This is a genomic window from Roseibium sp. R5, from assembly GCF_055755305.1.
This window is the reverse complement of record NZ_CM146910.1, coordinates 824,144-836,290: the sequence shown is the minus strand read 5'-3', so window position 1 is coordinate 836,290 and position 12,147 is coordinate 824,144. Positions and strand designations below refer to the sequence as shown.

8 protein-coding genes are annotated in these 12,147 nt (G+C 56.3%); 4 read left to right on the top strand and 4 right to left on the bottom strand.

Annotated features, from left to right (window positions below; translation table 11 throughout):
- Window position 1 precedes the first annotated feature (1 nt).
- The 4 genes from AC0J4F_RS03820 (at window position 2) to AC0J4F_RS03805 (ending at window position 4,135) form a co-directional block, all read left to right on the top strand.
- On the top strand, window positions 2-856 hold the full coding sequence (locus tag AC0J4F_RS03820; protein ID WP_209172030.1) for an ABC transporter permease: 855 nt from the start codon (window positions 2-4) through the stop codon (window positions 854-856).
- A gap of 255 nt (window positions 857-1,111) precedes the next feature.
- Window positions 1,112-2,341 (top strand): M24 family metallopeptidase, encoded by a 1,230-nt coding sequence (locus AC0J4F_RS03815; RefSeq protein WP_473025454.1) that lies wholly within the window; start codon window positions 1,112-1,114, stop codon window positions 2,339-2,341.
- A 155-nt stretch (window positions 2,342-2,496) separates the two neighbouring features.
- The gene (locus tag AC0J4F_RS03810; RefSeq protein ID WP_473025453.1) at window positions 2,497-3,129 is read left to right on the top strand and encodes a glutathione S-transferase family protein; all 633 of its coding nucleotides are present in this window, start codon (window positions 2,497-2,499) and stop codon (window positions 3,127-3,129) included.
- A 163-nt stretch (window positions 3,130-3,292) separates the two neighbouring features.
- A complete protein-coding gene (locus tag AC0J4F_RS03805) occupies window positions 3,293-4,135 on the top strand; it encodes a fumarylacetoacetate hydrolase family protein (RefSeq protein WP_473025452.1) in 843 nt (280 codons plus the stop codon).
- 26 nt (window positions 4,136-4,161) lie between these two features.
- On the opposite strand, the gene AC0J4F_RS03800 is transcribed toward AC0J4F_RS03805, so the two are convergent.
- From AC0J4F_RS03800 to AC0J4F_RS03785, 4 genes are all read right to left on the bottom strand, one after another.
- The gene (locus tag AC0J4F_RS03800; RefSeq protein ID WP_473025451.1) at window positions 4,162-5,286 is read right to left on the bottom strand and encodes a hypothetical protein; all 1,125 of its coding nucleotides are present in this window, start codon (window positions 5,284-5,286) and stop codon (window positions 4,162-4,164) included.
- A complete protein-coding gene (locus AC0J4F_RS03795) occupies window positions 5,286-6,530 on the bottom strand; it encodes a glycosyltransferase (RefSeq protein WP_473025450.1) in 1,245 nt (414 codons plus the stop codon). Before AC0J4F_RS03795 ends, AC0J4F_RS03800 begins: the two co-directional genes overlap by 1 nt.
- Complete coding sequence (locus tag AC0J4F_RS03790; protein WP_473025449.1) at window positions 6,527-7,105, bottom strand: 4'-phosphopantetheinyl transferase family protein; 579 nt, start codon at window positions 7,103-7,105, stop codon at window positions 6,527-6,529. The genes AC0J4F_RS03795 and AC0J4F_RS03790 overlap by 4 nt, the downstream gene beginning before the upstream one ends.
- Before the next feature lie 103 nt (window positions 7,106-7,208).
- Window positions 7,209-11,852, bottom strand: a complete 4,644-nt coding sequence (locus AC0J4F_RS03785; RefSeq protein WP_473025448.1) for a MupA/Atu3671 family FMN-dependent luciferase-like monooxygenase — start codon at window positions 11,850-11,852, stop codon at window positions 7,209-7,211.
- Between the last annotated feature and the right edge of the window lie 295 nt (window positions 11,853-12,147).

Sequence of the window (12,147 nt, the reverse complement as noted above, 5' to 3'; positions counted from 1 at the left end):
CATGAGCGCTTTACCTCCATATGCCTCCCCGCTTCAAAGGACTTGGCATTACAGCTTCCGGGTCATTTGCGGATTGATCTTCTTCTTCCTGATCTTTCCGATCATGGTGATCGTGCCGTTGAGCTTCAACGCACAGGACTTCTTCACGTTCACACCAGAAATGCTGGCTCTTGATCCGGCCGGGTATTCGTTGAAGCACTATCACGACTTCTTCACCAACCCGGACTGGCAGCAGGCCCTGCGCAACTCGGTGATGATTGCTCCGGCCGCAACAATCCTTGCAACGTTCCTGGGGACGCTTGCAGCGATCGGTCTGTCTCAAAGTCATGTACCGTACAAGTCGGCAATTATGGCGGTCCTCATCTCGCCGATGATCGTGCCGTTGATCATCTCGGCCGCAGGCATGTACTTCTTCTATTCCCGGATCGGTCTGCAAGGCACCTACTGGGGGGTCGTACTGGCACACGCGGCTCTTGGCACCCCGTTTGTGATCATCACGGTGACAGCGACGCTGGTCGGGTTTGACAAAAGCCTCGTCCGCGCAGCTGCAAGCATGGGGGCTGATCCGGTTACGACCTTCTTCAAGGTCCAGATGCCGCTGATCATTCCAGGTGTTGTGTCTGGAGCCTTGTTTGCGTTCATCACGTCCTTTGATGAGGTGGTCGTGGTCTTGTTCCTCGGATCTGCCAGTCAGCAGACTTTGCCCTGGCAAATGTTCACCGGTTTGCGCGAACAGATCTCACCAACGATTTTGGCGGTCGCCTCGCTCATGGTGGCGATTTCAATTGCGCTTCTGACAGTTCTGGAACTGTTGCGCCGCCGGTCGGAACGCTTGAGAGGCCTAACGCCGGGCTAAGAGACCTAGCGCCATCTGTCCGGATTTGCGCAGGACGTGACGGTTTTGAACATGACATGCGCACGCTTGCGCAGTAGGAAGTAACCGAGCTGTTTCCAAAAGACCGGTGGCGGAACGCCAGTCACCGGGTGGACGGACAACCGTCCCGGCAGCAAGACAATTTGGGTTTGGGCCTGGCGGGCCGGCTTCTTTTCAGAAGCCGGCCCGTTTTCTTTTTTCAAGGCCTTCTTTGGTGAAGATACACAGGAGGACGCGATGAGCGACGACATGATCCGGATTTATGAAATGAACAATGGCGAAAAGGCATTCTCGCCATTTACGCCGCGGGAGATGGACCGCCGGCAGGCTCAGCTCAGGACCTTGATGGCAGACCGGGGGATCGACGCCTGTCTGTTCACCTCGTATCACAACATCTGCTATTACTCGGGCTTCCTTTATTGCTACTTCGGCCGGAAATACGGGTTCCTGGTCACTCAGGACAACGCAACCACGATTGCAGCCGGGATCGACGGCGGCCAGCCATGGCGCCGGACCCATGGTGACACCGTCATTTACACAGACTGGCGCCGGGACAACTATTTCTACGCCATCCAGTCGTTGCTTGGCTTGCCCAATGCTTCCGTGAAGCGTGTCGGCATCGAGTTCGATCACGTCTCTCTGGATCTATTGAAGCAACTTGAGGCGGCTTTGCCGGGGGTCGAGCTGGTCGACATTGCAGCGGATGCAATGACCCAGCGAACCATCAAAAGCGCGGAAGAGCATGCGTTGATCCGTGAGGGCGCCCGTATCTGTGACGTTGGCGGCGCGGCGCTCGTTGATGCCGTTCAAGCGGGCGTTACCGAGCACGAGGTCGCGATTGCATCCACCAATGCCATGATCCGCGAAATCGCCAAGTCCTTCCCGTTTGTCGAGCTGATGGACACGTGGACCTGGTTCCAGTCCGGTATCAACACGGACGGCGCGCATAACCCGGTGACCAACAAGGTGGTGGAAGCCGGCGACATCTTGAGCCTGAACTGTTTCCCGATGATTTTTGGTTACTACACGGCGTTGGAGCGCACGCTGTTCTGCGAGCATGTCTCTGATGACCATTTGAAGCTTTGGGAAGTGAACTGTCACGTCCACCGTGAAGGCCTGAAGCTCATCAAACCGGGTGCGCGCTGCCGCGACATCGCGGCGGAGCTGAATGACATCTACCGCAGCCACGATCTTCTGAAGTATCGCAGTTTTGGATATGGCCACTCATTCGGGGTCTTGAGCCACTACTATGGCCGTGAGGCTTCAGTTGAGTTGCGGGAAGACGTCGATACCGTCTTGGAACCCGGAATGGTTGTCTCCATGGAGCCAATGATCATGATCCCGGAAGGAGAGCCGGGTGCGGGTGGATATCGTGAGCATGACATCCTGATCGTGACGGAAGATGGTGCGGAGAACATTACCGGCTTCCCGTTTGGTCCGGAGCACAACATCATCCCGAAACGATAGTTGGGGTAGCTGCCGGGGCATCGTGGGTTCCGGCGGCGGCCATGCAGGACGAATTGTGCTGCAATTCAATTTTTGAAGCCATTGGCTCAACGCGCATGACCGGGCATTATCCAGCCGCAACAAAAAGCGACATCCAGTTTGGGAGACAGTTGAAAATGATCAAGATCCATGGCCGCAAGACCTCGGCCAATGTGCAGCCCGTGATCTGGTGCCTGGACGAGCTGGGTGTCGAGTATGAACGCCTTGATGTAGGGGGCCCGTTTGGCGGCACGGACACCCAAGAGTTCTTGGGCATGAACCCGCTGGGTCTTGTGCCGGTTCTGGAAGAAGATGGTCAGGCGATTTCGGAAGCAGTGACCATCCTGCGTTATCTGATGCGCCGTTTTGGTGGGCATCCGAACGACCCGATGGCGGCCGCGCAGATCGAAAAATGGGCCGACATGTCCCGTCAGCACATCTATGTGCCGTTGATCCCAACGATCTTTATCCAGATGGTCCGGGTGACTGTGGAAGACCGCAACGGAGCTGCGGTTGCTCAGGCAGAAGCGGCTCTGAAGCAGGCGATGGCTATCTTCGAGGCAAACATCAAAGGTCCGTATTTCGGCGGTGATGCACTCAATCTCGTCGACTACCAGGTTGGCGGCCTTTTGTACCGGTACTACGAGCTGGATTTCGATCGTGCGGATCTCCCGCAACTGAAAGCCTATTATGACCGGCTGTGTGAGCGGAAAGCCTATCAGGAGAACATCATGATCGACTTTTCCGCCATGAAGGTTCCTGGCGCTTGAGTTCCTAAAGCGCTTAAACCCAACGAGGCTTCAGGAAAACCTGGAGCCTTTTTTGTGTGCTGGATGCAGGTCCTTTTTGGCACTGCTGCACTTTTCGGCTGCGCTTGAACATGCAATCACTTGCACAACACTAATAGGCTGTTGCCAGAGGGGAGACACGGGAATGAAGTTGTTGCGGCATGGGGCCCCAGGCGCCGAAAAACCAGGTCTTCTGGACAAGGACGGCAAGATCCGCGATCTCACGGGCATTGTTCCGGATATCGCGGGTGCGGTTTTGTCAGATGCCGGTCTTTCGGCCCTTCGCGGCATTGACGTAGAGAAGCTGCCGGAAGTCACACCCGGAACGCGTCTCGGTCCCTGTGTTGCCGGAACAGGCAAGTTCATCTGTATCGGTCTGAATTACGCAGATCACGCGGAAGAGGCCGGTATGGATGTGCCGCCGGAACCGATCATTTTCATGAAGGCAACCAGTGCGATCTGTGGTCCGAACGATCCCACTTTATTGCCGCGCGGCAGCGAAAAGACGGACTGGGAAGCTGAACTGGCTGTCGTGATCGGCAAGACCGCGAAATACGTCGATGATGCGGACGCCATGGACCATGTGGCCGGATATGCGGTGGCCAACGACATATCGGAGCGCAGCTATCAGATTGAGCGGTCAGGCCAGTGGACCAAAGGCAAGTCCTGCGACAGTTTTGGCCCGGTCGGGCCGTGGCTGGTCACACGGAACGAGGTCGCCGACCCGCAAGATTTGAACATGTGGCTGACAGTAAATGGCGAGAAGCTTCAGGACGGGTCGACCCGGACGATGGTGTATTCCGTGGCGTATCTTGTCTCCTACCTCAGCCGGTTCATGACGCTGCATCCGGGCGACATCATTTCCACTGGCACACCTCCGGGTGTCGGCATGGGCATGAAACCGCCGCGCTATCTGAAAGCCGGTGACGTTGTGGAACTCGGTATTGAGGGCCTCGGCTCCCAGCGGCAGGACGTTGTTGCGGACTGACGTTTCCTGGTTTGCACAGGCTCGGTCTAGAGCTTCCGGAAGTAGCTCAGAGTTTCTTTAAGACGCTGGAGCCGGGCACTTAAAAAGCCGGTTCCACCTTGTCTCGACATTTCTTCGGTATAAGCCGGATAGGCGATCTTGAAGGAGGCCGGCACCTTCTCCGTGCAGTTCTCGCCGAAGGTCGGCATCTGGGCGCGATATTCCGTTAAGAAACGATCGGCAACGTCCTGAAGGGTGGCAGCCTGGTCACCGGGCAGGTTTGCAAATTCTGTCTGCGGTATGGGCTTTCCCGAAAGTGTGCCGTAAACAACCGCTGCCATGAACGAGTTGCCCAAAGGTGTCAGGTGGACACTGTCACTGAACAATGCGGCAAGGATTTCCTGCGCGGACATGTCCTTGAAACCCGGTAGTCCACCTGGTGTTGAGACCAGCTGGTCCACCAGGTCGGCCAATGCCAGCGACGCCGGGACTAGCATGATCCTGTCGTCTCGGCCGTCCTTTGCGAGCCCTGCGTTTACGGTTGCAATTGCGCATTGCCAGATTGGCCAGGCCTCGTGTTCATAAGCGATCCATGAAGATGGGTCTTCAAGGTTCGCAACATCAAGCCAGGGCGCGTAGAAATAGCTTTGCCCGTTCGGATTGTGCGCATGAAATACATCCTGGTAGGCGCGGAGAAACCTAGGGGTTTCCTGCCACAAAAGAGAATCGAGCAGACGGTGTTGTTCGGTGATCAGGAGTACATCATAGGGCTCGGTTTCATTTGCAGAACTGGGCGAAAGTTCGTCCCGGACGTTGATAGGGGCACCGTCCTTATCCGTGCCGTAACCGTATCCGGACCATGGCGACTGGCCGTCCGGTCCATGGCTGCGCTGTTTGATCGAAGATCCGCCGATATGCTGCATGTTCCAAGTGACCGGTTGTCCGGAACTCTCGGCAATTGCTGCCAGCATTTCCGGCATAGGACGATCGGTCAGGCTGTGACCGGAAATGAAGATCTTTTGCACGGCTGGTGTCTCACCGTCTTCAGGCAGGGATGGAAAGCCGGTTGTCGTGAGCTCTTGTCCTCTGGAGAGGAACATGATCGCAACGGCAGCAATCGCAATCACAAATAGACCGCAGGCGATAGCAAGGACCAACTGGAAGCGTGTCATTAAGCATACTCTCGAATGAGGTCTGCCCTGTGGGCATAGAGGGTTTGTTCATCAAACCGTGATCCGTCGGCTGCGGCTGCCTTGATCAGCTGCGCCAGCTTGCTTCGGTTTTCATGTAGATCTTGGATTGTCGCACTTAATGCAGCCGGATCATTGAGCGGCGTACCGACGCCGCCGCCGTTCTGGCTCACAAGGTCATCCGAATAAGACGATTGATAACCGACGATCGGGCACCCGGAGACTAGCGCCTCAATCAGGCATCGGGGCGACTCCTGTGTCTTATGGCAATAGACGAAAAGATCGGCATCTCGCATTTCTGCGAGGATGGCGGCCCGGTCAGAAGAAAACCCCGGCAATTCTATGTGGGCGTCCATTCCCTGCGTTAAAATGCCCTGCTTCATGTCTTCCAGGAGAGGGCCGTCGCCGATCCACTTTGCTTGAAGCGGGACGCCCGATTGCATCGGCTTTGCGATGGCCTCGATCCAATCGAGCGGCCCCTTCATCTCCGAGGCGCGCCCCACATAGAGGATTTTGAGAGCGGCGCCGGATTGCACGCGTTCGGCTTTTTCTTCCAGCGCTGCCGCACTGATGAGGTCAGTGTACTGCGTGTGCACGTCATAAACACATTGCGGATTTGTCGAATGGTCCGCATAGGCATTCAGCGTATCCTGCCCCTGAAACAAACCCAGTTTGCTGTGCCGGATCAGATACTGATGGTACCGGACCATCACGGGCAGTGTTGCAACTTCCTTGATCCGCCGCTTGAGTGGTATCGCGGGAAGCGTTCTGCGAATGACATCGTGCTCGACCCGGTCAAACCAAACGGCATAGTCCCGGTTTTGCCTTATCGCTTCAAGAGCGGCCACGGCGGCCCAGTCACCAAACAGGTATCCGAGGGTGAAACACAAGTGATCTGCCTTGGCGATCTCTTCGCCAACCATCTTCCGGGTTGATTTATAGTCTTTGAAAAATCGTCCGATTTTATAGGCAAACGGGAGAGCAACGACCGTGAGTCGGTCGCGGCAGTCCAAGTCGGCAATATCGATCCAAGTGACTGAGGTATCGTCTTCTAAATCGGCCGGCTGCTCAATTCCCATATAAGTGACATGGCCGAAACTTTCGGCCCATCTGGCGAGCCCGGCGCAGGTCTGATCATCCAGCTGTAATCCCCTGGATCCTCTGCGCAACCGCACCGCTGTGACGAAAAGCACGCGTCCGCCGCGCTGGTCTGCGCTTCCGCTCATGACACAGCGCCTTTCTTGAATTGTTCAGAGTTGACACAAACCGCTGACACGACATGCCCGTTGTAAATCACCTGGCGTCCCCGAAATTTTGTCCCCTTGGCAAAGCCTGGGACTTTGCGCTGGAGCACTGCGAAGAAATCATGGCCATCAAATGTGATCTCCAGATCTTCAAACTCGAAAAACTCCTGCGTGAGCGGGTACTGCGCCTTGTAAGCACTTTCTTTGGCCGTAAACATTCGGAGCGCCTGGCGAGCCCTCTGGCTACTAGGCAGCCGGGCAAGCCATTTACGTTCGTTTGACGTACAAATGGTATCCCACATGTCTTCGTGGAGAGGTGAATCGGGCTCAATATCGAGCCCGATCGACAGGATATTATCCGTCTGCCGGGCGACCGCCGCGAGACACACTGTTTTGCAGTGGCTGATGGTGCCAGTCAAACCGCGGGGCCAGATCGGGCTGCGATCGGGACTTACACCGATAGCAGTTGGCCGGAAGCCAAGGTCTTGCATCGCTTTGCGGGCGCATGCTCGTCCGGCAAAGAACTCCGATCGGCGTGAGGGAACCGCGTTGGCCACATGGATTTCCTCATCTGCATATCCGGTCGGTTTTCCGCCGCGCGGATCACCCGCGGCGATCTGAACCCCGTCCGGAAAGAGAGCCCAAAGCATTGCGGTACAATCACCCCCGGTTCCCGGAGAGCGCTTGCCGTCTTGCGCTCAGCGCCGCGCGGCGCTTGGCCGCCCGGCTGGCAACTTCTCCGAGACGATCGTCAGCGCGTCCGGCGTCCATCAGGTGTCCGGCGAGGCCGCCAACGGTCGGAAAACGGAAGATGTCGGTGATTGTCAGATTTGGAGCCACACTGGCTTTCAGGTCCCGGTGGAGCTGGACCGCAAGCAGGGAATGTCCGCCAAGGTTGAAGAAGTTGTCGTTCTGTCCCACCTGACCCAGACCAAGAATGCGCTGATACGCGTCCGCGATGGATTTCTGCATGTCGCTCTCTGGCGCGACAAAAGTGCTTTGGGCCGTCTCGCGAACCGTTGCATCAGGCGCGGGCAGAGCCTTCCGATCAATCTTTGCATTTGGTGTGAGAGGGAAAGCCTCCAACACGACAAAATGAGCGGGAACCATGTATTCCGGCAATGTGTCTTGCAGCTCTGAGCGTAACACGTCTTCGTCGAGCGATCCGGACTGCGTCCGGACATAAGCGACCAACCGGACATCATCAACCCGGTCTTCGCGTGCAATGACAACGGTCTCGATCACGCCGGGATGCGCGGCAATTCGGGCTTCGATTTCACCAAGTTCGATCCGGTATCCCCGCACTTTGACCTGTTGGTCCGTTCGTCCAAGAAACTGCAGGCTGCCATCTTCAAGCCTGCATACGAGGTCCCCGGTACGGTACATTCGGCCAGGGGCAAACGGGTTTTTCAGGAAACGTTCTTCAGTCAGTTCCGGGCGCTGGAAATATCCGCGGGTTACGCCTTCACCGCCGATAAACAGTTCACCGGGTTGGCCAGGAGCTGCAGGCTGATTTCTGGCATCAAGCACGTAGAGCTGCGTGTTGGCAATCGGCCTACCGAGCGGAATGGTCTGCTCAGGAGCACCCACTTCTGCCGTCGATGACCAGATGGTTGTCTCGGTCGGGCCATACATGTTGGTGACCGAGGCTGAAGTGCACGTCCGAATGTCTTTCAGAAGCGACCCCGGGAACGGTTCCCCGCCGACGTAAAGATGACGGATGCTGGAAAACGCCGCGCGGTCTTCCTCGCGGGTGAGGAACATACGTGCCATGGACGGCGTGCACTGCATGTGGGTGACGTTGTGGCGCGCAAGGTCCACGGCGAGGCCCGCGCCGACCGGGGACGCTTGCTTGACCGGTATTTGAACCTCACCTGCATTAACGCGTCGGATGGCCTCGGCCAAGGGCTTCAAACGGTCTAGAGCGATGTCCTGAGACACGCCAAAATCGATCAGGCAGGCAACTTCGTTTACACCGATGGCACTGATTTGTTCGATACGCTTGAGCGCATCGGAGACCGTTCCAAACAGCCCGCTGTCTTCAAAGTAGCGGAGGAACGCAAACTCCAGGATCGCGTCCAGCTCGTCTTCTGAAAGCGTCTGCAGGTCGATATCCATCGGATTGCTGGCGCCTTCCGGCTTCTTGAAGGCCGGAAACGCCCAGGCGTATTGCTTGATCAACGCTGCCGCACTGCGCAGATATTCCTTCATTGGACCACGCGCGCGGTCCATCACCTCATTCCGGTCCTCTCCGAGAAGCGTGTGCAGCATCAGGGTGACCTTGTAGTCATCCGGATTGCGGCCACATTCAATAAGGGTGTCCCGATAGATCTTGATCTTGCCAGCCAGCTCATCGATGGATTGCCCAAGAAGGTGGGTCAGAACGTTGGCCCCGTTGCGGGCTGCATCCCGATAAGTCTCCGGGTTTCCAGCTGTGGTCAGCCAGACCGGCAACTCGTTTTGAACGGGTCTTGGCTGCGTGACGACGCTGACGGTCTTGTCGCCGGCTTCAAAGTCCACGGCGTCTCCGCGCCAGAGTTTCCGGACGGTCTCAATGTCCCGGTACATGGCCGCCTTATTGTTCGGCGGCCTGTTTTCCGGGCGCAGCACAAAGTCTTCGGGCATCCAGCCGGACGCAAAGGCAAGGGCAACCCGGCCGTTGCTGAGGTTGTCGATCACAGACCACTCCTCGGCAACCCGTGCCGGGTGGTGAAGGGGAAGCACGCAGCTGCCGGCGCGGATGGACAGGTTCTTGGTGACGGCCGCAACTGCCGCACCTGAAACGGACGGATTGGGATAAAGACCACCGAAGGAATGAAAGTGGCGCTCTGGCGTCCATACCGATTTGAAGCCGTTTTCGTCGGCAAATTTGGCGCCTTCCAAAAGCAGCTTGTAGAGATCGCGGCCAGCGCCTTCATTGTAGCCCCAGAAAAACAGCCCAAAATCGACGCTTGCCGTTTTCCCTGAGCCTTGCGCCTCAGGTGTTGTGCTGACCTGCGAGGTTGCTGTTTCAGAGGAATGAATGACGACCTTGAAGCCGCGGGTCAGGGTCCAGAAAAGTTCGAGAACGGAGATGTCGAAGGAAAGACTTGTGACAGCAAGCCATGCCGGTTGTTCTTGCTGGTCGAATTCAATGCGATCATCCATTCCGGCAAAGAAATTGACGACATTCCGATGCTCAACCATTACACCCTTCGGCCGGCCGGTCGAGCCTGACGTGTAGATCACATAAGCGAGATTGTCTGATTGAACGCTACTTTGCGGCTGTTCTGCTGAGGCAACGCGCGCCAGAACATCCTCGATAAACAAGGTCTGTACTCCGGGCGCAGCAAGCGGCTCTGGAAGTGCTCGGCTGGACAGGATGACCGCTGCACCACTGTCTTCGACCATGTAGGTCAGGCGATCTTTCGGGAAGTCGGGATCGAGTGGAACGTAAGCAGCACCAGATTTTAAAATACCAAGTGCGCCGCAGACCATCTCAATGGACCGGGGTATGTTCAATCCGACAAGCTTGTCCGGTCCGGCGCCAAGCGTTTGCAGTTCAATGGCAACGCGATTTGCGCGACCGTTTAGCTCCCGGTAGCTGATGGACTGATCGTGCAGAGCAACTGCCGGAGCGTCCGGCGTCGCCTCAGCCTGATGTTCGATCATCTGATGAACGCAGATCTCCAGATCCACATCCGTGGCAGAGGCGTTCCAACGATAAAGAACAAGGTCGCGCTCGTCAGCGGACATCATGGCGATATCGGCAGCCACTTGTTCTTTGTCAGACAGGGCAGCGGCAACGAGTTCAACGCGCTTGGCATATTGTTTTGCTGTATCGGCGGAGACCCGCGATGGATCGAAGATCAGCGCAGCCTTACCCTGGACAGAAACGCTAAATGTCAGCGCACAGTCGGCCAGAAGCTCCGGCCGCGTGTTTGCTGCTTCGGTTTCAACAATTCCGATTGTATATGCTGGCCGCGCCATCCCAGGCACACGGGAGAACAGATCGGATAGCGGAGCAGTCCTGTCCCGCAATTGCGCTAGCTTGGCATTGGTGTCGTCACAAAGAGCGCTTAAGGGCCGCTGCCAATCGATATTGATCGGAAATGGAAGGCTTTCCGAAAAATGGCCAGGAAACCGGTCCGCGACCGCCGCGCTCTTTGGTCCGAGATAAGCGAGACCAAAATTGTCCTGTCCCGAGAACCTCCCGATAAATAGGGCGATTGCCGCAACTGTGTCCTGCGGTGCCATCAAAGAGGGAAGTGACAACGGCAGGACTTCTGGCGCAGCCCCCCTTTCAACATCGTCCTTGATCCCGAGAAGGCTCGGTATCTCGAGCGTTTTGATCGTTGCAATGACTGCGTCTTCATGACGGACGGCATCGAAGACTGCGGCATCAAGGACAGCCGCTTCTTCATCAGAATAGAGAGGCAATTGCTCATTGAGAGTTACGGACTGTGCCAGATTTGCGTCCGAGCTAATCGCAAAACCGTCCAGCAAAATCGGTTGGTCGCCGGTGGCAACAAGCACGCCGTCTGGGCCGGTCTGCAGAACAGCGCCTGCGGGCCCATTTGGGGTGCCGGGCGGCGGTAAATCGAGCTTGGAAATCTTGAAAAGACCGCGATTGGTTCGCAGCTTTGGTGCGACCAGCGGGTTCGCGTACCCCTCTCCGAAGCTAAGGGCCCGAAAGAGCCGCGACAGCTCCTCTGATGTCCGGGATAGGTCGAGAGTTCCGGACAGCGCCGGGCGCTTGTTTTTTCCGAAGTAGCTGCGTTTTGAAAAATCCTGCGCAATTCCGTTGAGCGTATTGCCGTCTATTTTGGCGATGAGATCGACAAAACTTGCGTACCCGGCCTCAAAGCATTTGGCATTTAAGGTAAGGCTGGTCTCGTCGGGGCTGATATCAAAGTCAGCTTGCGTGTAGATCCGGCCCTTGTCCGCACCCGACGCTATCTCATGCCAGGTGACACCGAAGCGCTGTTCACCATTGAGGATGGCCCAGGCTGGCGCATTGAGGCCTGCGTATCGAGGCAGGGGGCCATCGTGAAAATTCACCGCACCGGATCGCGCCTGTTGCCAAACGGTATCGGGAAGCATCCTCAGATTGGCAATGCTAAACAGCCAATCAAAGTGATAGTCTGCTGTGGTTTCCTCAAGAGAGCTGCCCCAATCGGCCGCTGGAATGCTGTGCGACGACGCCCAATTCCGAATTGCCGGGTTGGAGGATATGACCGCAACGATGCGGTGACCACGTTCTTTCAGGTGTTCGCCACACTGAACTAGAAGGGATTCATCGCCTATCAGGAGACAATCGAGCATTTAAGTTCCCTTGGATGACGCATAACTGGGCAGCAGCAAATTCTTTGTAAAAGAGCACGCAGACTAGTTTGCATATATCCTCGAAGAACCCGTTAATTCATCCGAGAATTTACGGATGTTTGTCTGAATTTTCATAATACACGCGTGAGAAAGTCCATTTATTAATATTTGTTAAGATTTGATCCCGGAGTTTACGCTTATTTTGGTGATCAAGCTCGGGTCACGTGAAACCAGCTTTTCGTATGCCTCTCTCAGTCGGCCTAACACTATGCTAAATATTTACAGGTATGGTCCG

Excerpts from the sequence above, each read along its gene's own strand:
- AC0J4F_RS03820 (WP_209172030.1), top strand. The coding sequence starts at position 2 with ATGAGCGCTTTACCTCCATATGCCTCCCCGCTTCAAAGGACTTGGCAT.
- AC0J4F_RS03810 (WP_473025453.1), top strand. The coding sequence starts at position 2,497 with ATGATCAAGATCCATGGCCGCAAGACCTCGGCCAATGTGCAGCCCGTG.
- AC0J4F_RS03800 (WP_473025451.1), bottom strand. The coding sequence starts at position 5,286 with ATGACACGCTTCCAGTTGGTCCTTGCTATCGCCTGCGGTCTATTTGTG.
- AC0J4F_RS03785 (WP_473025448.1), bottom strand. The coding sequence starts at position 11,852 with ATGCTCGATTGTCTCCTGATAGGCGATGAATCCCTTCTAGTTCAGTGT.
- AC0J4F_RS03795 (WP_473025450.1), bottom strand. The coding sequence starts at position 6,530 with ATGAGCGGAAGCGCAGACCAGCGCGGCGGACGCGTGCTTTTCGTCACA.
- AC0J4F_RS03815 (WP_473025454.1), top strand. The coding sequence starts at position 1,112 with ATGAGCGACGACATGATCCGGATTTATGAAATGAACAATGGCGAAAAG.
- AC0J4F_RS03805 (WP_473025452.1), top strand. The coding sequence starts at position 3,293 with ATGAAGTTGTTGCGGCATGGGGCCCCAGGCGCCGAAAAACCAGGTCTT.